A 20928-nucleotide genomic window follows, 5' to 3' on the forward strand; every position below is an offset into this window, starting at 1 on the left:
TACATGACCGGCGACCCGCCCAGCTAAACGAACTAGGAGAGTGGTGGTATTGACTATCCCTTGCGACATTTTGGTGTTCGGCGGCACCGGTGATCTGGCCCTGCACAAACTGCTTCCGGCGCTCTATCACCTGTATCGCGAGGGGCGCCTGCACAACGCCGTACGCATCATTGCCCTGGCCCGGCGCGCGCTGCCACGCAAAGAATTTCTCAAGCTCACCGAACGCCGCTGCCGGGCCCAGATCGCGCCCAACGACTTCGACGAAGATGTCTGGGCGCGTTTTTGTGCACGCCTGGACTATTTCTCCATGGACGCTTCGCAGAGCGCCGACTTCGGTCGCCTGGCGCGTTTTCTTGGTGAGCCGGGCGGCCTGACCCGCATCTACTACCTGGCCACCGCACCGAACCTGTTCGTGCCTATTGCCAACCACCTGAAGGTGGCCGGGCTCGCCGACAGCGAAGCACGCATCGTGCTGGAAAAGCCCATCGGCCACTCGCTGGAGTCGGCCACGGCGATCAACCAGGCGATCGGCGAGGTATTCGACGAATCCCAGGTGTTTCGGATCGACCACTACCTGGGCAAGGAAACCGTGCAGAACCTCATGGCCCTGCGCTTTGCCAACGCCCTGCTTGAGCCGGTGTGGCGCAACAACCAGGTCGATCATGTGCAGATCAGCGTCTGTGAAACCCTGGGGGTGGAGAACCGCGGTGCCTACTACGACCGCGCCGGCGCCACCCGTGACATGCTGCAGAACCACTTGCTGCAGCTGCTCTGCCTGGTGGCGATGGAGCCGCCCGCGCAGTTTGAAGCCGAAGCAGTACGCGATGAAAAGGTAAAGATCCTCAAGGCCCTCAAGCCCATCTGCGGTCAGGATGTGCAAGACAAGACCGTGCGCGGTCAGTACAGCGTCGGCAAGATCGGCGGGCAGGAAGTGCCCGCTTATTACTTCGAGAAAGATGTCGACAACGACAGCGATACCGAGACCTTCGTCGCCGTTGAGGCGCATATCGACAACTGGCGCTGGGCCGGTGTGCCCTTCTACCTGCGCACGGGCAAGCGCCTGGCCAAACGTTCTTCACAAATCGTCATCCAGTTCAAGCCGGTGCCCCATCGCCTGTTCGAGGGCGATCAGGCCAATCAGTTGCTGATCCAACTGCAACCGGACGAGCGCATCAGCCTGCAGATGATGACCAAGAGCCCCGGCAAAGGCATGCGTCTGGAGCCGGTGGAGCTGAACCTCAACCTCGCCCAGGTGTTCGGCCAGACCCGCCGCTGGGAGGCCTACGAACGGCTGCTACTCGATGTGCTCGATGGTGACTCGACCCTGTTCATGCGCCGCGACGAAGTCGAGGCCGCCTGGGCCTGGATCGACCCGATTCTCATCGGCTGGCAGGAACACTTCCAGGCCCCGCGGCCTTATCACGCGGGCTCCAACGGCCCGGACCAGGCTCACAGCCTGCTGGCCCACCAGGGGCGCGCCTGGCACCTCTAGAAGCGGTACGGGCTGGCCAGCAAGCCAGCCAGTTCCGCCGCGGGTACAGGCCGGCTGATCAGGTAGCCTTGCACTTCGTTGCAGCCCTGCTTGCGCAGGAATTCCAGCTGCTCGCGGGTTTCGACCCCTTCCGCGACCACCTTCAGGTCCAGGCTCTGGGCCATGACAATGATCGCTCGGGTGATGGCAGCGTCTTCGCTGCCTTCGCTCAAGCCACGGATAAAGGCCTGGTCGATCTTCACGTAGTCCACCGGAAAGCGCTTGAGGTAGCTGAGCGATGAGTAGCCGGTACCGAAATCATCAATAGCCAGCTTTACCCCCAGTTCATGCAACTGACCGAAGGTGGCGATGATGTGCTCGACACTGTCGAGCAACTGGCTCTCGGTCAGCTCCAGCTCCAGCAAGTGAGGCGCCAGCCCGCTTTCATCCAGCACCTGACGCACCAGGCTGACCAGCTTGCCCTGGCGCAATTGATAGACAGACAGATTGACCGATACCCGGATCGGCTCCAGCCCCTGACGCTGCCACTCACACGCCTGCCAACACGCCTGGCGCAGGACGAACTCGCCCATCGGCGCGATCAACCCGGTCTCTTCGGCAAGGCCAATGAAATCACTCGGTGGCACCATGCCCCACTGCGGATGCTGCCAGCGCACCAAGGCTTCAGCGGCAAGCAGGCGCCCGGTGGCCAGGCACAGTTTCGGCTGGTAGTAGACCTGCAACTGACGCTCTTCAATGGCCTTGCGCAGGTGGTTTTCCAGCTGCAGCCGCTGCAGCGTGCTGGCCTGCAGGCTTTCGGTGTAGAACTGGAAGTTGTCGCCCCCCAGGTGCTTGGCATGCTGCATGGCCATGTTGGCCTGGGTGACCAGGGCCGATACATCACAGCTGGCATCGGACTGCAGGCTGATGCCCACCGATGCACTGATCACCAGTTCATGGCCCTCGACCCGCAGGGGCACGCGCAGCTTTTCAAGCAGCCGGGTTGTAACCCGCACCAGGCTCGACAAGTTCGAGTAACCATCAAACAGCACGCAGAACTCATCGCCGGACAACCGTGCCACGGTATCGGCCTCGGGCATGGCGTTGCCGATTCGCCGGGCCATTTGCTTGAGCAAGTGATCGGCCATCTCATGACCCAGGCTGTCGTTGAGCAGCTTGAAGCGGTCCAGGTCGATATGCAGCAAGGCAAGGCCCCGCCCACTCAAACGCACGCGCTGCCCGGCCTCATGCAGGCGCAGGCGAAACAGCGCGCGGTTGGCCAGCCCGGTCAGTTCGTCGTAGTGGGCCAGGTAGCGCAAGCGCTCTTCGGACTCGCGCCGGGCTGAAAGGTCCGTAAAGAAGCCAACAATGCTGCTCAGGTTGCCCCGGGCATCGCGCACGCCGTTGAGTTGCAGCCATTGGGGATACAGCTCGCCATGCTTGCGCGCCTCGACCAACTCACCCTGCCAACTGCCCTGTTGCTCCAGGGCCTGCTCGATCGCTTGATGATGACGCCAGGCATCCCGGCTGCAGGGCAATTCCAGCAGCTTGCCCCCCAGCAATTCCTCTCGCATATAGCCTGTGACCCGGCAGAATGCCTGGTTGACCGCCAGGAGGCAGTAGTCCGGGTCGAGAATCACAATGCCTTCGCTGGCAGCTTCAAACACCGTGGCCGCCAACCGCTGCTGTTCCTGCTGGCCCTTGCGCTCACTGATGTCCCGGCGCGTCCCCAGCATACGCAGCACCCGGCCGTTGGCAGCGCGCTCTACCGCGCGCCCGCGATCCTCGATCCAGCACCAGTGCCCCCGGCTGTGGCGCACCCGATACTCGATGCGGTAGCCCTCGGTGCGTCCCTTCAAGTGCTCGACCAAGGTGCGCTTGAGCAACGGCACATCGTCCGGATGAAGACGTGGCCGCAGGTGCGCACGCATTTCCCGAACCCCTTGGGGGTCGATACCGAACAGTTCATACAGCTGGGTATGGTGGATTTCGTCGGATTCCAGGTTCCAGTCCCACAGCCCCAGCTCGCTGGCTTCCAGGGCCAGCGCCAGACGCTCCTCGCTCTTGGCCAGGGCATGATTGGCCTGGTCCAGCTCCTCGCTGCGCTGGGCCACCCGCGTTTCCAACCCGGCCTGGGCCTCGCGCAATTGCTCCTCGACCAGGCGCCGTTGCTGCACCTCTGCCACCAGCGCCTGGTTGAGCCGCTCGCTGCGCGTCTGGGCTGCTTGCAGGTGCTCGATCAGCGCCTGGTTCTGGAAGCGTCGCAACAGGCCGTCTTCAATCAGGCGGTTGACCTGCCAGGCCACCACCAGCAAGGCGCCCAACAGAATCAGCCCAAGCCAGCCCCAGCCATGCTGGTGTTCATCTCCATTCCAGAACAGAAAGGCGATGGGCGGTAGCAGGCACGGCAAGGTGAAACTGAGAAAGGCCGGCAAACTGACGGCATAGGCAATGCTGGCGGACAGTGTCGCCGCCCCCAATAAGCCGAACACCCAGGCTTGCTGCACGAAGTTGTCCACAGGCACCAGGGCGATCGCTGCGCTGGCCAGGGTCAGGCCACTGAAGGCCGAACCCAGCAGAAACATTCGCCGCCAACTCGGCTGGGCCTGGCGATCCGGCATGGCCGAATCGAACGCGGCCACCTGAATAACCCTCAGGGCCACCAGCGCCATCAGCCACACCACCCAGACGCTGACCAGCAGGTAGCGCGCCGGGCTCCAGAGCAACCAGGCGCAGACCAGACCATTGAGCAGCATGAACAAGGTGGGCAGCAGCGAGCCTTGATAGAGCAGCCGGGTGCGCTCTACCGCCAGTTGGGTAGCGAAGTGTTTGCGGATACTCCCACGTGTCTGCAAAGGCACGCCGCCGGAGTCGGAACCGGATGTCATAGGCAGTGTTCTTGTAATGGTTAGCCCTAAACGTGCACGGAGCATACACAAGCAAGGGCCCCCGCCAAACTGCTCTGCGTCATTATTCATCTGCTCGATTTTCCGACGAAAGCGCTCAAGCGCGCAGACCTTGGGCTGCAGCCGATGACCGGGCAGTCGTCAGGGCAAAGTTTTTCTACTGTATATTTGCCCAAGGGTTGCCCGCGCCCCTAAAATGCCCGGATGCGCGATGATCTCTCTCTCCTGTTGAACTCCCTCAACGACGCCCAACGCCAGGCCGTAGCCGCCCCTGTTGGTCGTCAGTTGGTCCTGGCCGGTGCCGGCTCCGGCAAGACCCGTGTGCTGGTGCACCGCATCGCCTGGTTGATCCAGGTCGAGCAGGCCTCGCCGCACTCGATCCTGTCGGTGACCTTCACCAACAAGGCCGCTGCCGAGATGCGCCAGCGCATCGAGCAATTGATGGGCATCAATCCGGCCGGCATGTGGGTAGGCACTTTCCACGGCCTGGCGCACCGCCTGCTGCGAGCGCACTGGCAAGAGGCCGGGCTGAACCAGAACTTCCAGATCCTCGACAGCGACGACCAGCAGCGCCTGGTCAAGCGCGTGATCCGCGAGCTGGGCCTTGATGAACAACGCTGGCCCGCACGCCAGGCTCAGTGGTTCATCAACGGCCAGAAAGACGAAGGCCTGCGCCCGCAACATATCCAGGCCAGTGGCGACCTGTTCCTGGGCACCATGCGCAGCATCTATGAAGCCTATGAAGCCGCCTGCCAGCGGGCGGGCGTCATCGACTTCTCCGAGCTGCTGCTGCGCGCCCTGGACCTGTGGCGTGACCACCCGGGCCTGCTGGAGCACTACCAGCGGCGCTTCCGCCACATTCTGGTGGACGAGTTCCAGGACACCAACGCCGTGCAGTACGCCTGGTTGCGTCTGCTGGCAAAGGGCGGCGACAGCCTGATGGTCGTCGGCGACGACGATCAGTCCATCTACGGCTGGCGTGGCGCCAAGATCGAGAACATCCACCAGTACACGGCCGACTTCCCCGACGCCGAGCTCATTCGCCTGGAACAGAACTACCGCTCCACCGCCGGCATCCTCAAGGCGGCCAACGCCCTCATCGCCAACAACAGCGGTCGCCTGGGCAAAGAGCTGTGGACCGACGGCGGCGATGGCGAACCCTTGAGCCTGTACGCCGCCTTCAACGAACACGATGAAGCGCGCTACGTGGTCGAGACCATCGAGAGCGTGCTCAAGACCGGCCTGGCCCGCAGCGACATTGCCATCCTCTACCGCTCCAACGCCCAGTCGCGCGTGCTTGAAGAAGCCCTGCTGCGCGAGCGCATTCCTTACCGCATCTATGGTGGCCAGCGCTTCTTTGAACGCGCCGAAATCAAGAACGCCATGGCTTACCTGCGCCTGCTCGAAGGCCGTGGTAACGATGCGGCGCTTGAGCGGGTGATCAACGTACCGCCACGAGGCATCGGCGAGAAAACCGTCGAAGCGATCCGCGACCACGCACGCCACGCACAAGTGTCGATGTGGGAGTCGATGAGCCTGCTGATCGCCAACAAGGGGCTCAAGGGCCGTGCCGCCAGCGCCCTGGCTGCGTTCATCGAGCTGATCGAGAACCTCACCGCCAAGGTCATGGAGATGCCGTTGCACCTGATGACCCAGACCGTCATCGAGCAATCCGGGCTGATCATCTATCACCAGGAAGAAAAAGGTGAAAAGGGCCAGGCACGGGTAGAAAACCTTGAGGAACTGGTCAGCGCTGCGCGCAACTTTGAAAACAGCGAAGAAGACGCCGAACTCTCGCCATTGGCGGCCTTCCTCGGCCACGCTTCGCTGGAAGCCGGCGATGCCCAGGCTGACGAGCATGAAGACAGCATTCAGCTGATGACCCTGCACAGCGCCAAGGGCCTGGAATTCCCCCATGTGTTCCTGGTGGGCATGGAAGAAGGCCTGTTCCCGCACAAGATGAGCCTGGAAGAGCCTGGCCGCCTGGAAGAAGAGCGCCGCCTGGCCTATGTCGGCATCACCCGGGCCATGCAGCAGCTGGTGATGACCTACGCCGAAACCCGTCGCCTGTATGGCAGTGAAACCTACAACAAGGTGTCGCGATTCGTTCGTGAGATTCCAGCGGGCCTGATCCAGGAAGTGCGCCTGTCCAACAGTGTCAGCCGCCCGTTCGGCGCAGCGCAGAAAACCAACACCAGCAGCCTGTTCGCCAACGCGAACATTCCGCAAACCGCCTTCAACCTTGGCCAGCGTGTGCAGCATGCAGTGTTTGGCGAGGGCGTAATCCTCAACTTCGAGGGTTCCGGCGCCCAGGCCAGGGTCCAGGTCAACTTTGCCGAAGGCAGCAAGTGGCTGATGCTCGGCTACGCCAAGCTGGAAGCACTGTAGGCGCCGGCTTGTCCCGCGATGCGTAGGGTCAGTCCCAAGGCATCGTGGGGCAAGCGCGCTTCTACAGTCAGGCAAAAGCTAGAAACATTATGGCGCTGGTCATGTGTCCTACAACCTGTGCACCATGACGCGCGTGCAATCCACAAAACGGGAATACCCATCTATGCAACGTTTTCTTAGCATCGCTTTGGCGCTGTGCATCGGCCTGACGATGAGCCTCGACGCCAACGCCAAGCGCTTCGGCGGCGGCAAGAGCTCGGGCGCCGCGCCAACTCACCAGACCCGCCAGGCTGCCCCGGCTACACCGGCCGCCTCGCCAACCGCTCCAGGTCGTGCACCTGCAGCCGCCAGCGGTGCTTCGCGCTGGCTCGGCCCTCTGGCCGGTATCGCCGCCGGTGGCCTGCTGGCCTCGATGTTCATGGGCGATGGCTTTGACGGCATGCAGATCTTCGACATCCTGATCATCGCGCTGATCGCCTTCCTGGCGTTCCGCTTCATTGCCGCCCGTCGTCGCAAGCAGCAGCCACAAATGGCCGCCGCCGGCCACGCTCCTTACGAGCGTGAAGTGCACCAGCAGCCTGCCCAGCCGTCGATCTTCGGCGGTTCGGCCGCCCCTGCCGCCGCTGCCCGTCCGGTGATCAACGCCCCGGCCTGGTTCAACGAGCAGAGCTTCCTGGCAGCCGCGCGCAACCACTTCCAGTCGCTGCAGCAGCACTGGGATGCCAATGAAATGGACAAGATCGCCGAGTTCGTAACGCCTCAGTTGCTGCAGTTCCTCAAGCAGGAACGTGCCGAGCTGGGCGAAGGCTTCCAGTCCACCTACATCGACAATCTGGACGTGCAGCTTGAAGGCGTCGACGATCGCGCCGACAAGACCATCGCCACCCTGACCTTCAGCGGTGTGTCCAAGACCTCGCGCTTTGACCAGGGCGAAGTGTTCAGCGAAAGCTGGAACATGGAACGTGCCCAGGGCGAAAACCAGCCTTGGCTGGTCGCTGGGATCCGCCAGAACGGCTGATCTTGAGGCATTGCACAAAAAAACCCCGGGCTTGTCCCGGGGTTTTGCTTTTTCACAGCGGGCTACTAGGGTATAACGCGCAGCGTGTCGCAATAGGTTAGAGGATAGAACCGTGGAAGAAGTCATCGAACAGCTCCGAGAAGCCAACGAGCCAGTGCCGGTACCCCTTGAGTTGCCGGATGAAGACCAACTGGTCGAGATTGAAGAAGAGCTGTTCATCAACATCCCGTTCGTCTTCAAGGAGTACCTGCTGACGGTCAGCGATGTGGTCTATGGCAGCCTTGAGCCGGTCACTGTGACCGACCCGCAATCGCACACCTACCTGCCGGAAGTGGCGGCCAATGCCTGGGACGCCGGTGTTCCTCGTGACCTGATCCCGATCTGCCAGGATGGCGACGATTACTACTGTGTCGAGGAAGATGGCACCGTGGTGCTGTGGTCGGGTGAAGAAGAGATCGTCACCGAAGAAAGCTGGGAGTCGGTCTGGCACTGGGTGCGGGATGTCTGGCTGGAAAGCTGAATGAGAAATATCCTCATAAAATAATGGCTCTTGGCTATTAATGCTCGTAGAATCGCCACGCCTTCCTGCGCGGCGATTCGCTACCGCTCCATCCCCTCGGACATTCGAGTTGTCCCGCGCAGGAAGCGTTTCCTCTTGTCACCCTAGTGGTGATTCTCCTGATGGTTCTCCAACGTCTCCAACAGGGCGACCTGCATCCGTGTGTGCACCCGGATAAGCCAGCGCCACAGCAAAGCCGCGACCACCGCAGCGACCACCACAACCAGCACCAACAGTTCGCTGGTCGGCAGGATGCTGGCAGACAGCGCCGAAAGCAGCAGGAAGATCACCAGCAGCGACAACAGCGGGATCACTTCGGCAATGACCCGACGCACCCGCTGGGTGTGCCGGCCGGCCATTTCCGGCTTGACCCCCATCTCGGCCAGCAACATCGACAGTGCCTTGAGCTTGCGATAGGCGGCAATCAGGAACGGTAGCGACAGCAGCAACGCGGCGCCCCAGATCATCGCCTTTTGCTGGCCAACGTCGTTGACCCACTCGCCCAGGTAGGCACCGATGCGCGCAGCGAAATAGCCGCCACTGAAGAAGATCGCCACCACCAGTGCCAGGTTCACACCCACTTGCAGGAGGATGCGCCGGATCATCGACGCCAGCAGCGCCCCTTCGCCATGGGGCTGAATGCTGCGCAGCCACTCGCCATACAACGACAGGACCCGCGCCAGGCGCGTTGGCACAACCTTGGACAGCTTCAACGATAACGGATCAGCCCCACGGATCAGGTACGGGGTCAACAGTGTGGTGATGGCCGATACCGCCACCGCGACTGGGTAAAGGAAATCGCTGGTGACCTGCAGGGTCATGCCCAATGCAGCAATGATGAACGAGAACTCGCCAATCTGTGACAGCCCCATGCCCACCCGCAGCGAGGTGCGTCCGTCGTTGCCGGCAATGAAGGCGCCCATGCCGCACGACAACATCTTGCCCAGCACCACGGCGATGGTGATCACCACGATCGGCCAGGCATATTCGACCAGCACCATCGGGTCGATCATCATGCCGATGGCAACAAAGAAAATGGCACTGAACAGGTCCCGCACCGGCTCAATCAGTCGTTCAATCTTCACCAGCTGACGGGACTCGGCCATGATCGCGCCAATCAGGAACGCGCCCAGCACCATGCTGTATTCAAGCTTGACCACCAGCAGGCAGAAGCCGAAACACAGCCCCAACACGGTAATCAGCAGCATCTCATTGCTTTCAAAGCGCGCGACATACGCCAGCAGGCGCGGCACCAGCAGGATGCCCACTACCAGCGCGACAATCATGAACAGCGACAACTTGCCGACCGTGGAGAACACCTCGCCCGAGCTGACCGATCCACTGACCGCGATACCCGACAGCAAGGCAATGATGCCGATGCCCAGGATGTCCTCGACGATCAGCACACCGAAGATCAGTTGCGCGAAGCGCTCGTTTTTCATCTTCAGGTCGTTGAGTGCCTTGACGATGATGGTGGTCGAGGAGATCGCCAGAATGGCGCCGAGGAACAGCGAGTCCATGGTGCTCCAGCCGAACCAGCGACCGATCTCGAAACCGATCCAGATCATCAGGACGATTTCCAGGAACGCGGCAATGAACGCCGTGGCCCCCACCTTGAACAGCTTGCGCAGGCTGAACTCCAGGCCCAGGCAGAACATCAGGAAGATCACCCCCAGTTCCGCAAGGGTCTTGATGGTGTCTTCGTCGTGGATCAGGCCGAACGGCGGGGTGTGGGGGCCGATGATAAAGCCGGCAACGATGTAGCCGAGCACCACCGGCTGCTTGAAGCGGTGAAAGAGGATGGTGACCACGCCGGCGACGAGCATGATTACTGCCAGGTCCTGGATGAAACTGATGGCATGCACGGCGCGGTACTCCTTACCCCAAGACAATGGACAACCGGCAACTCGCTCAGATTTGACTGATAGAGTTGCAGGAACATAGTGTTTTTAATGTAGAAAACCCACCTTGCGTGGGTTTCCTCAGGTTAACACTGCCGCCAGTTGCGAAAAGCCGATGCAATAAGTGGAAACAGATCGACCAAATCAACGCCTTTAATGGCATAAACAGCGTGACGGCAAGGCTGCTGTCAGCGTCCCGTCATTAGATGGGAATCGTAATAGGGGATAGAAGCGTGAATACCAGTCGCCACCCCGCCTCAGCGCAACCTCACCGTGAGCACACTATGGAACCTGGAAACGCCCAGCTGTCGATGACTGTCCTGATGACCCCGGACATGGCCAATTTTTCTGGCAACGTTCATGGCGGCACCCTGCTCAAGTACCTCGATGAAGTCGCCTATGCCTGCGCCAGCCGCTATGCCGGCCGTTATGTGGTGACCCTGTCGGTTGACCAGGTGGTCTTTCGCGAGCCGGTGCATGTCGGCGAGCTGGTGACCTTCCTTGCCTCGGTCAACTACACAGGCAATACCTCTATGGAGGTGGGCATCAAGGTTGTCACCGAGAACATTCGCGAGCGCTCGGTGCGCCACAGCAACAGCTGCTTCTTCACCATGGTCGCAGTGGATGACGACCGCAAGCCGGTTGCCGTGCCGCCCCGCCAGCCAGAAAGCAGCGAAGAAAAACGCCGCTTCCTGCAGGGCAAGCAACGCCGCCAGATTCGCCAGGAGCTGGAAAAGCGTTATCAGGAGCTCAAGGGCGACGCGATCTAAACGTCCAGACGGCGGGCCTCGAAGCGCACCCGTGGATGCACGATGCGGTCCTGGGCCCGCACCAGCTCAAGCTCGTAGCTGGCGCAGGCCTGGGTCTCGAGCAGCACCTCATGGACAGCGGCCGCTGCAAACTCAAATGCCGCCACCCAGTCATCGCCCAAGAGCACCCGCGCCAGGAACAATCCCGAGGTGAGGTCGCCAACGCCCACAGGCTGACGCGGAAACGCCAGCAGCGGGCGGCGCAGGTGCCAACTCCCCACCGCCGTCACCAGCAGCATTTCAAAATGCTCCGCTTCGCGTCCGGGATAGGCCAGGTGCTTGACCAGCACCGCCTTCGGCCCGCGTTCAAGCAGGCTGCGGGCCATTGCCACGCAGTCTTCCAGCGACGTTGGGCGGCGATCACAAAAGCTGTCCAACTCCAATTGGTTCGGGCACAACACGTCTGCCATCGCCACCGCTTCTTCCAGCAGAAAGGCGCTGACCTCGGCCGGGACGATACAGCCCTTTTCCGGATGTCCCATCACCGGATCGCACAAGTACAGTGCCTTGGGATTGACCGCCTTGATCCGCTCAACGCCGCTGAGGATCGCCCGCCCCTGCTCGGCACTGCCCAGGTAGCCGGACAACACTGCATCGCAATTGCCCAGCTCACCGATCGTCGCAATGCCTTCTACCAACGCAGGGATTTGCGCTGGCGCAAGCACTTCCCCGGTCCACTGGCCATACTGAGTGTGATTGGAGAACTGCACAGTATTGAGGGGCCACACATTCACGCCGACCCGCTGCATGGGGAACACCGCCGCGCCGTTACCGGCATGGCCAAAAACCACATGGGACTGGATGGCAAGCAAATGCGGCGTACGTTTCATGCAGAACTTCCGAAGCTGAGAAAATGAAAAACACGGCGCGCAGTATGGCGCCAATTGGCACCTGTACGACAGACCGCAGAGGCAGTTAAGCTGGGTGTACTTCGTTGGAGCAAATGTAATGTTGACCCTGGGTAATCTCTTTGTGCTGATGGTGCTGGGTACTGCTGGTGCCTGGCTGTGGCATAACCACGGATTGCGTGAGAAGGCCCTGGAACGGGTCAAGCAGCACTGTGCAAAACTCGATCTGGAACTGCTCGACGGTAACGTCGCGCTCAAGCGCATCGGCTTTGTCCGCGATGCCCAGGGGCGCAAGCGCCTGGCCCGTGTGTACAACTTTGAATTCACCGTCACCGGCGAGCAACGCCACCCGGGCACCGTCACCCAGTTCGGTGCCCACAGCATGCAGATCGAACTGGCGCCCTACCCGTTTGAAATCAAACCCGCCCCGCATGCCGACAACGTCATTGAAATGAATCAGTGGCGCCAGGATCACAACCGCTGGCGAAACTAAAGTCGGCAGGCCTGCATGGCCTGCTGCAGCGCTTCAACGTCCTGGGCTGTGGAAAAGATCAACTCAAGCCGTGAATCACGCCGCCATTCACTGGGCTGCCAGTGCAACTCACGCTGCCCTGCCAATGCGTTGATTGACTGCCATCCCTCCGGGCTGTGGATAACCAGCTTGGCCCGGCGCCAGTCAAAAGCGCGTAACAACTGCTCGATGCGCTGTGGATAAAAAATCTGGCGCGGATGCCAGCGCCAGCCGATGCTCCAACCCTCTGCAACGTCTTGTACACTGCAAATGGGCTCCTCTGGATTTATCCACAGACTCGCCACGGGGCCGATTTCATTAGGTAATGCCAGCTTACCCACAGCCTCGCCGGAAATGATATCAACAGGCAATTTCGACAATTGCAGCTCGCCGTGATCAGTCCAGAACAGCTCTATTTCGGGCAATTTAGACGTTATCCACAGCCGTTTTTCACTATCCACAGGCTGCGATTTGTTCAACACCAGCAAACCCGCACCGGGCAGAGCCTCCTGCTGGGCAATGGGTAAGGCAACCCCCGCGGCCAATTGCTCGGCATCCAGCACCACGATGGCCGGCTGAACAGCCAGCACACCGCGCCAGGGCGGCTGGCGCAATTGTTCCAGCAATTGCAGCGGATGCCCCAAGCCTGAAGGTTCGATAAACAGCCGGTGTGGCCTGGCCTTGCGCAGCAGCCGCCCCAAGCCGACCTGAAAAGGCGTGCCGTTGACGCAGCACAGGCAACCACCCGCCACCTCGCCCATGGCAATGCCCTGATCGTCGGTGCTCAGCAGCGCGGCATCCAGGCCGATCTGGCCGAACTCGTTGATCAGCACTGCCCAGCGCTCATCAACCGGCCGCTGGGCGAGCAGGTTGCGAATCAGGCTGGTCTTGCCGGCGCCCAAGGGCCCGGCAATCACGTGGGTAGGAATGTTCTGCAGCATAGGACGCCAAGTGCTCCGGATTTTCGTCACTATGCCTTGAGCTCAGCCGCTCAGGCCACCTCCTCGACATACCAGGGGCCGAAAGGATCTGGCAGTTGCGCCCAGCTTTCGACACCCTCGGCCATCTCTGCATCGGTCAGCAGGCACGCCTGCAGCTCGGCATCGAGCTGGGCAAAATCAATATTCTGTCCGATGAACACCAATTCCTGACGGCAATCACCGCAGTCCGGCGTCCACTGCTTGAGGATGGTGGCGGTACTCTGCTCGTCCTGCGGCCAGTGCTCACGCGGTACAAAGCGCCACCAACGGCCGGCAAAGCCATAGCGCATCATGCCCCCGGCCTGGGACCAACTACCGGCGTCCTGATGCTTGCTGGCCAGCCAGAAGAAGCCCTTGGAGCGCAGTAACCGGCCATTGCTCCAGGGCCCGTTGATAAAGTCGAAGAAGCGTTGCGGGTGCAGCGGCCGACGGGCTTGCCAGGTGGTGGCGGCAATGCCGTACTCCTCGGTTTCCGGGACATGCTCGCCGCGCAGTTCCTGCAGCCAGCCAGGCGCCTGGGACGCCCGCTCGAAATCGAACAGGCCGGTGTTGAGGATCGTGTCCAGCGGTACCTGGCCCATCACCATCGGCACTATCTTCGCGTGCGCGTTGAGACGCCGCAGGATGGCGCTCAACTCATCACGCTCGTGACTGCTGATCAGATCAATCTTGCTGAGCAGGATCACATCGGCGAACTCCACCTGCTCGATCAACAGCTCCGTGATGGAACGCTCGTCTTCCTCTCCCAGGGTTTCGCCGCGGCTGGCGAGGCTTTCAGCGCCCTGGTAATCACGCAGGAAATTGAGCCCGTCGACCACGGTGACCATGGTGTCCAGCCGCGCCTGGTCAGCCAGGCTGCGGCCTTGATCATCGCGGAAGGTGAAGGTCTCGGCGACGGGTAGCGGCTCGGAGATGCCGGTGGATTCAATCAGCAAGTAATCAAAGCGCCCCTCCCGGGCCAACTGGCCCACCTCTTCAAGCAGGTCTTCACGCAGCGTGCAGCAGATGCAGCCATTGCTCATCTCTACCAGCTTTTCTTCAGCCCGGTTGAGGCTGACATTGCGCTGCACCTCGCTGGCATCGATGTTGATTTCACTCATGTCGTTGACGATCACCGCCACCCGCAGGTTTTCGCGGTTACGCAGCACATGATTGAGCAGCGTGCTTTTACCGGCTCCCAAAAAGCCGGATAGCACAGTGACGGGAAGGCGATTGGGCATGGGTCAGGTCCTCATCAGGGCGAGTGCATTCAAATGATGCATTGCGCAACGTTATATAGTAACAATACAATCTCGCCAACCCGCTTCGCCTGAATACGACCAAGGAACACCACAGAATGAGATTGCCGGTCTTGTCCGCCACCCTTGTGCTGCTGTGCCTGAGCACCCGCGCCGAAGCCATCCCCTTGAGCCAAGGCCTGGCGCTATGCACACGCAGCGCTACGTTGCTGGTCTGCGGCGATGCGCTGGGCAACTACTACAGCGTGCAAACGGCCGGCAGCACGACCTACTTGCGCGGCTTTGAAGTGCAAGGCCGACGGCTGTGGACACAAACCAACAGCCGCTACGGGCAACTGACCTTCTACACAGGCCTGGCCAGCGATGGTGAAACCTGGGTGGGTTACAGCCGCAAAATCGGCTGGACCACCCTCAACAGCGTTTCAAGTTCCAACGGCCAACGTTTCAACCTGCGCTGCAATCGCCTGAGCGGCTGCCAATAGTTTTCTTCCGTCACACACTTTCGAGCCGTTCATGACAGCACTCACGCTCCCAGATATTGCCGCACAAGCCATCCACACCCACCTGCCGCTGGACTGGGTCGGCATGTGCAACATTGCCTTGCCGATACGCCTGGCGGGCGAAACCCTTCGCGCCAGCGCCGATGCAGGGGTCAGCCTGGATGACGGCACATCACGCGGCATCCATATGTCGCGTCTGTACCTGGCTTTGGAGGTTTTTGAAACGGAGCCTTTGAGCGCGCAGTTGCTGCGCGAAGTGTTGGAGCGTTTTCTCGACAGCCATCGCGGATTGTCAGCCAACGCGTACCTGCATCTGCGCTTTGAAATGCTGCTCAAACGTCCTGCTTTAGTCAGCCCGCTGGCGGGATGGAAAGCGTATCCGGTGAGCCTTGAAGCGCGCTTAAAAAACGAAGTGTTCCACGTGGAACTAAATGTGGAGCTGCAATACTCCTCCACTTGTCCCTGTTCGGCCGCCTTGTCCAGGCAGTTGATTCAACAACAATTCCTGAACGACTTTGGCAATTGCAGCCTCACCCATGAAGCCGTATTGAGCTGGCTGGGAAGTGCACAGGGCGTGTTGGCAACACCCCACAGCCAACGCAGCACGGCAAAACTGAGTATTCGCTTGAGGCCTGAGGTGAGCGAATTGCCGATCCTCGAACTGGTCGATCAAGCAGAAGCCGCTTTGGGCACCGCAGTGCAAACCGCAGTAAAGCGTGCAGACGAACAAGCCTTCGCCTTGGCCAACGGTCAAAATCTGATGTTCTGTGAAGATGCTGCGAGGCGGCTACACCTTGCGCTTCAACGCCTGGACTGGCTGATCGGCTTCAACCTGCGCGTGGAACATGCAGAGAGTCTGCATGCCCACGACGCAGTCGCCCGCAGCCAATGGCGTTGGTAGCCCTGCAGATAAACTAGGTGCGCGGTTTGACGGTGCCGCAGTCGTTGCCCAACCAGACCGCACGTGTATTCATGCTGCCCTGCTGCTGAACACCCGACGCATTGAAGGTACCGCTGACCTGAGTGAGAAACTCCCGGTCGTTGAGGAACGTCGCCTGCCCTGCGCCTTGCGCCTTGGGGCAACTGAAGGTGAACTTCCACACATTACCCGTGCGCTCGGTAATCTTCTGGGTGCAGCCCGACTTGGGATCCTGCAGCGGAATATCGTCAGTCTTCACCTGCTCAGGTGTGAGGCATGAACGTACCCCCTGGCCTGCCACACTGATTCCCTGCTGTGCCAATCCGCCCTCGATCATCGCCCGCTGCTCGGGCGGCAGGTTCTTCAACTGACCGAGCATGAAGCCCATATCCGGCAGCGGCTTGCCATCGACCTGCATATTGCTGGTCGTCAGCTCCCATAACCCCGGTTGCAACATCTGCGCATGCACCAACGGACTCGACAGCCCCAACACCAGTGCGAGCATCGGCAGACGACTTTTCATGTAATGACTCCTCAATACTCCAGCCCCAAGCTGGAACAGAGCTTAGACGTCAATTTGGGCTTTGGGTTGCAACTGGGATGTGGACATGCTCTGTTAGAGGGCGAGCCTTTGGACAGCAGGATGCGTATGGATTACCACAGCCCCTACTTCTTCGGTTACCTCATCGGTGCCCTTCACCTGCTCGGGGCCATCGCCGCCACCCATGCGGTGCTCACCGTACGCACCGCTCAGGGCGCCATTGCCTGGGCCCTGTCGCTGCTGTTCATTCCCTACTTCACTTTGATCCCCTACCTGGTGTTTGGCAGCCGGACCTTCGATGCCTACATCAAGGCACGCCGCCAGGCCAACCGCGAAATGCATGTGGCCATGGCCGACCTCAACTGGCGGCCCTGGGTCGAAGAAGCGCTCGCCGCGCGCAATTCAGAATCCTATGGGGCGTTGCGGGCCATGCCCAAGCTTGGGCGAATGCCGTGCCTGGCCAACAACCAGGTGCGCTTGCTGATCGATGGCAAGGCCACCTTCGATGCCATCTTCGCGGCCATCGCCCAAGCCCGCGACACCGTGCTGGTTCAGTTCTTCATCATTCATGACGACACCCTGGGGCGAGCCCTTCAAACCCTGCTGCTCAAGAAAGCCGCCGAAGGCGTGAAGGTCTATGTGCTGTATGACCGGGTGGGCAGCCATGCCCTGCCCGGCGCCTACAGCCAGACCCTCCGGGACGGTGGTGTGAATGTGCGTGCCTTCGCCACTCGCCGTGGCTGGTTCAACCGCTTCCAGGTGAATTTTCGCAATCACCGCAAGATCGTCGTGGTCGATGGGCTGCAGGGCTTTGTCGGCGGACACAACGTGGGCGATGAGTACCTGGGCGGCAAACCGAAGCTCTCCCCATGGCGCGACACCCATGTGCAGGTCAGCGGCCCGGTGTTGGCCTGCCTGCAGGAGTCGTTTGCCGAAGACTGGTTCTGGGCGGCTCGCCAGTTGCCACCACTGATCCTGCCCGACACCTATCCCGAGGATGGCGTGCTCTGCCAAGTGCTCGCCAGTGGCCCGGCCGACCCACAGGAAACCTGCTCGCTGTTTTTTGTCGAAGCGATTCACTCAGCCCGGGAGCGCGTGTGGATCACCAGCCCCTACTTCATTCCCGATGAAGCGGTGTTTGCTGCCCTGCGCCTGGCGGTATTGCGAGGCGTGGATGTGCGCATCCTCCTGCCGTCGCGTGCCGACCACCGCATCGTCTACGCAGCCTCCAGCCTGTTCGCTTTCGAGGCCGTGCGCGCCGGGGTGAGGATGTTCCGCTACGGGCCAGGCTTCCTGCATCAGAAGGTGGTACTGATCGACAATGAGATCAGCGCCATCGGCAGCGCCAACCTGGACAACCGCTCCTTCCGCCTGAACTTTGAAGTGATGCTGTTGACCGTCGACCGCGCCTTCGCCGACCAGGTCGAAACCATGCTCATGCACGACTTCGACCTGGCCCGGGAGATCACCGCCGAAGACAGCGAGGACACCCATCGCCTGCAACAGCTAGGCATGCGCATCGCCCGGCTGATCTCACCGATTCTCTGAGCGCTTAGCGGTACAGATCCTCGCGGGTCAGCGGCAGGTCATGATGGCCGTCGGCAAAAGGTTTGACCGCGAGGATCTGGTGCAGGTTGATCCACCCCTTGCTGAAGGCATAGGAGCAGCCGGCCAGGTACAGGCGCCAGATTCGCAAGGCCTTCTCCGGCACCATCGTCGAGGCTTTTTCCAGCTGGCTTTCCAGGCGGTCGCTCCAGTGCTGCAGCGTGCGTGCATAGTGCAGGCGCAAGCTCTCGACATCGACCACCTCAAGCCCGGCCTGGCTGATGGCGGCCGAGATCATCGACAAGTGCGGAAGCTCGCCATGGGGAAAGACGTAACGCCCAATGAAGCTTCCCGCCCCCCGCCCTACCGGACGCCCATCCACATGCTTGGCGGTGATGCCGTGGTTCATCACCAGGCCACCTTCGCGTACCGCGCCGAACAGGTGCTGGCAGTACAACGCCAGGTTGGCGTGGCCGACGTGCTCGAACATGCCGACGCTCACGACCTTGTCGAACCGACCATCCTGGGGAATGTCCCGATAGTCGAGGATCTGCAGGTCCACCTTGTCCTTCAGGCCTTCGGCCTTGACCCGCGCCCTGCCCAACTTGAGCTGCTCCTTGCTCAGGGTGATGCCCAGCACCTTGGCTCCAAACTCGCGGGCGGCAAAGCGTGACAACCCACCCCAACCGCAGCCGACATCGAGCAAGTACTCACCCGGCTGCAGGCGCAGCTTGCGGCACAGGTGCTCGAACTTGTTCTGCTGAGCTTGCTCCAGGGTGTCCAGGTCGGTTTTGAAATAGGCACAGGAATAGGCCATGTCCTTGTCCAGCCATAGCTGGTAGAAATCGTTGGACAGGTCGTAGTGATAGGAGATCGCCGACGCATCGGTGGCCTTGTCATGCTCGCGGCGTACCGGTTGATCGTCGACTACATCCTTGAGCAATGCTTCACTGAGTTCGTCGCAAACCCGGATCACCTCACCGATGGTGCCCTCCAACTCCAACTTGCCCTCGACGAAGGCGGCGCCTAGTTCGTCCAGGCTCGGATGGGTCAGTTGGGTAATCAGTTGCGGGTCCTTGACCAGAATAGTGACCTGCGGCTGGGGGCCCAGATCGTATTCATGGCCATCCCACAGCTTCAGGCGCAGGGGCAGTTGCAGGCTTTGCAGAACCAGTGGAAGTTGCGCAAGCATGAAATGAACCCTCCTTTTTTCTTCGGACGTCACCGCAGAAGGGTAGTTCATACTTTGTAATTTTCAGCCTATCGCGACCATAGTCTGAAACTGTCACGCCCATTCCAGACCCTCGGGCGGCGCGATAAATTGTATACAATCACTCGCCCGGCAGACTAATCTTGGCGCCATTGTCGATTCTTCATCCTGGAGTACAACAATGAAAACCTATGATGTGGTGATCATCGGCGGCGGCCCCGGCGGCTACAACGCCGCTATTCGTGCCGGCCAGCTGGGCTTGAGCGTGGCCTGCGTGGAAGGACGCTCAACCCTTGGTGGCACCTGCTTGAACGTTGGCTGCATGCCGTCCAAGGCACTGCTGCATGCCTCGGAGCTGTACGAAGCGGCAGTGGGCAGCGAGTTCGCCAACCTGGGCATCGAGGTCAAGCCGACCCTGAATCTGGCCCAGATGATGAAACAGAAAGACGAAAGCGTTACCGGCCTGACCAAGGGAATCGAGTTCCTGTTCCGCAAGAACAAGGTCGACTGGATCAAGGGCTGGGGCCAGCTGGCAGGCCCTGGCCGGGTCAATGTCAGTGCCGAAGACGGCAGTGTCACTGAGCTGCAAGCCAAGGACATCGTCATCGCTACCGGTTCCGAGCCGACCCCGTTGCCGGGCGTGACCATCGACAACCAGCGCATCATCGACTCCACCGGCGCCCTTTCGCTGCCGGGCGTACCCAAGCACCTGGTGGTGATCGGCGCCGGTGTGATCGGTCTGGAGCTGGGTTCGGTATGGCGTCGGCTCGGTAGCCAGGTCACCGTTATCGAATACCTGGACCGCATCTGCCCAGGTACCGATGAAGAAACCGCCAAGACGCTGCAGCGCTCGCTCGCCAAGCAAGGCATCACCTTCAAGCTGGGCAGCAAGGTGACCCAGGCCAGCGCCTCGGCGGATGCCGTCAGCCTGACCCTTGAGCCTGCCGCCGGTGGCGCTAGCGAAAGCCTGGACGCCGACTACGTACTGGTCGCCATCGGCCGCCGGCCATACACCAAGGGCCTGGGCCTGGAAAGCGTCGGCCTGGAAACCGACAAACGCGGCATGCTTGCCAACGAGCATCACCGCACCGCCGTACCGGGCATCTGGGTCATCGGCGACGTCACCTCCGGCCCGATGCTCGCGCACAAGGCTGAAGACGAAGCGGTTGCCTGCATCGAGCGGATCGCCGGCAAGCCCCATGAGGTCAACTACAACCTGATTCCCGGTGTGATCTACACCCGTCCGGAACTGGCCAGTGTCGGCAAGACCGAAGAGCAGCTCAAGGCCGAAGGGCGCGAGTACAAGGTCGGCAAGTTCCCCTTCACCGCCAACAGCCGGGCCAAGATCAACCATGAGACCGAAGGCTTCGCCAAGGTCCTGGCCGATGCCAAGACCGACGAAGTACTGGGTGTGCACCTGGTCGGCCCGAGCGTCAGCGAGATGATCGGCGAGTTCTGCGTGGCCATGGAGTTCTCGGCGTCGGCCGAAGACATCGCCCTGACCTGCCACCCGCACCCGACCCGTTCCGAGGCCTTGCGCCAGGCGGCAATGAACGTCGAAGGCATGGCCATGCAGATCTGACC

At 61.0% G+C, this 20928-nt stretch carries 17 protein-coding genes; 10 read left to right on the plus strand and 7 right to left on the minus strand.

Annotated features, from left to right (window positions below; all coding sequences use genetic code 11):
• The first annotated feature begins 49 nt into the window (after nucleotides 1–49).
• Nucleotides 50–1492 (plus strand): glucose-6-phosphate dehydrogenase, encoded by a 1443-nt coding sequence (gene zwf, locus U9R80_RS26965; RefSeq protein WP_301838960.1) that lies wholly within the window; start codon nucleotides 50–52, stop codon nucleotides 1490–1492.
• Here zwf and U9R80_RS26970 read toward each other — a convergent pair.
• Nucleotides 1489–4359 carry an EAL domain-containing protein gene (locus U9R80_RS26970; RefSeq protein WP_301838961.1) on the minus strand — a complete coding sequence of 957 codons (2871 nt, stop codon included), beginning with the start codon at nucleotides 4357–4359 and terminating at the stop codon, nucleotides 1489–1491. The two genes, zwf and U9R80_RS26970, sit on opposite strands and share 4 nt — an antisense overlap.
• Before the next feature lie 222 nt (nucleotides 4360–4581).
• Here U9R80_RS26970 and uvrD point away from each other — a divergent pair, with 222 nt between their 5' ends.
• The 3 genes from uvrD to U9R80_RS26985 all read left to right on the plus strand — a co-directional run bounded on the left by uvrD (nucleotide 4582) and on the right by U9R80_RS26985 (nucleotide 8303).
• Entirely contained in the window at nucleotides 4582–6765 is a 2184-nt protein-coding gene (gene uvrD, locus U9R80_RS26975) for a DNA helicase II (protein ID WP_301838962.1), read from the plus strand.
• Nucleotides 6766–6928: 163 nt separating this feature from the next.
• Entirely contained in the window at nucleotides 6929–7783 is an 855-nt protein-coding gene (locus U9R80_RS26980; RefSeq protein WP_301838963.1) for a Tim44 domain-containing protein, read from the plus strand.
• 112 nt (nucleotides 7784–7895) lie between these two features.
• Nucleotides 7896–8303 carry an SMI1/KNR4 family protein gene (locus U9R80_RS26985; RefSeq protein ID WP_028942518.1) on the plus strand — a complete coding sequence of 136 codons (408 nt, stop codon included), beginning with the start codon at nucleotides 7896–7898 and terminating at the stop codon, nucleotides 8301–8303.
• A gap of 143 nt (nucleotides 8304–8446) precedes the next feature.
• Here U9R80_RS26985 and U9R80_RS26990 read toward each other — a convergent pair whose 3' ends face one another.
• On the minus strand, nucleotides 8447–10207 hold the full coding sequence (locus tag U9R80_RS26990; protein WP_301838965.1) for a cation:proton antiporter: 1761 nt from the start codon (nucleotides 10205–10207) through the stop codon (nucleotides 8447–8449).
• Between the two features lie 320 nt (nucleotides 10208–10527).
• Between U9R80_RS26990 and U9R80_RS26995 the strand changes: the two genes are divergently transcribed.
• Nucleotides 10528–11013, plus strand: coding sequence for an acyl-CoA thioesterase (locus tag U9R80_RS26995; RefSeq protein ID WP_028942520.1), 486 nt, complete (start codon nucleotides 10528–10530; stop codon nucleotides 11011–11013).
• Here the strand turns inward: U9R80_RS26995 and pdxY are convergent.
• A complete protein-coding gene (gene pdxY, locus U9R80_RS27000; protein ID WP_301838966.1) occupies nucleotides 11010–11882 on the minus strand; it encodes a pyridoxal kinase PdxY in 873 nt (290 codons plus the stop codon). The genes U9R80_RS26995 and pdxY overlap by 4 nt on opposite strands.
• 118 nt (nucleotides 11883–12000) lie before the next feature.
• Here pdxY and U9R80_RS27005 point away from each other — a divergent pair, with 118 nt between their 5' ends.
• Complete coding sequence (locus U9R80_RS27005) at nucleotides 12001–12393, plus strand: DUF3301 domain-containing protein (protein ID WP_301838967.1); 393 nt, start codon at nucleotides 12001–12003, stop codon at nucleotides 12391–12393.
• Here the strand turns inward: U9R80_RS27005 and U9R80_RS27010 are convergent.
• Complete coding sequence (locus tag U9R80_RS27010) at nucleotides 12390–13352, minus strand: CobW family GTP-binding protein (protein WP_301838968.1); 963 nt, start codon at nucleotides 13350–13352, stop codon at nucleotides 12390–12392. The two genes, U9R80_RS27005 and U9R80_RS27010, sit on opposite strands and share 4 nt — an antisense overlap.
• A 50-nt stretch (nucleotides 13353–13402) precedes the next feature.
• Nucleotides 13403–14611: a zinc metallochaperone GTPase ZigA gene (gene zigA / locus U9R80_RS27015; protein ID WP_301838970.1), complete on the minus strand. Its 1209-nt coding sequence runs from the start codon at nucleotides 14609–14611 to the stop codon at nucleotides 13403–13405.
• 116 nt (nucleotides 14612–14727) lie between these two features.
• Between zigA and U9R80_RS27020 the strand changes: the two genes are divergently transcribed.
• Entirely contained in the window at nucleotides 14728–15111 is a 384-nt protein-coding gene (locus U9R80_RS27020) for a glutamine synthetase (RefSeq protein ID WP_301838971.1), read from the plus strand.
• Between the two features lie 31 nt (nucleotides 15112–15142).
• A complete protein-coding gene (folE2, locus tag U9R80_RS27025; RefSeq protein ID WP_301838973.1) occupies nucleotides 15143–16030 on the plus strand; it encodes a GTP cyclohydrolase FolE2 in 888 nt (295 codons plus the stop codon).
• A 13-nt stretch (nucleotides 16031–16043) separates the two neighbouring features.
• Here the strand turns inward: folE2 and U9R80_RS27030 are convergent, their stop codons facing one another.
• Complete coding sequence (locus U9R80_RS27030; protein WP_301838974.1) at nucleotides 16044–16571, minus strand: DUF3617 domain-containing protein; 528 nt, start codon at nucleotides 16569–16571, stop codon at nucleotides 16044–16046.
• A gap of 126 nt (nucleotides 16572–16697) precedes the next feature.
• On the opposite strand from U9R80_RS27030, the gene cls reads away from it, so the two are divergent.
• Nucleotides 16698–18137, plus strand: coding sequence for a cardiolipin synthase (gene cls, locus U9R80_RS27035; RefSeq protein ID WP_301838975.1), 1440 nt, complete (start codon nucleotides 16698–16700; stop codon nucleotides 18135–18137).
• A gap of 4 nt (nucleotides 18138–18141) precedes the next feature.
• On the opposite strand, the gene cfaB is transcribed toward cls, so the two are convergent.
• Nucleotides 18142–19326 (minus strand): C17 cyclopropane fatty acid synthase CfaB, encoded by a 1185-nt coding sequence (gene cfaB / locus U9R80_RS27040; RefSeq protein WP_301838976.1) that lies wholly within the window; start codon nucleotides 19324–19326, stop codon nucleotides 18142–18144.
• 199 nt (nucleotides 19327–19525) lie between these two features.
• Here cfaB and lpdA point away from each other — a divergent pair, with 199 nt between their 5' ends.
• Entirely contained in the window at nucleotides 19526–20926 is a 1401-nt protein-coding gene (gene lpdA, locus U9R80_RS27045; RefSeq protein WP_301838978.1) for a dihydrolipoyl dehydrogenase, read from the plus strand.
• The last annotated feature ends 2 nt before the right edge of the window (nucleotides 20927–20928 follow it).

The sequence above is a fragment of the Pseudomonas sp. JQ170C genome (assembly GCF_035581345.1).
Taxonomy (GTDB): domain Bacteria; phylum Pseudomonadota; class Gammaproteobacteria; order Pseudomonadales; family Pseudomonadaceae; genus Aquipseudomonas.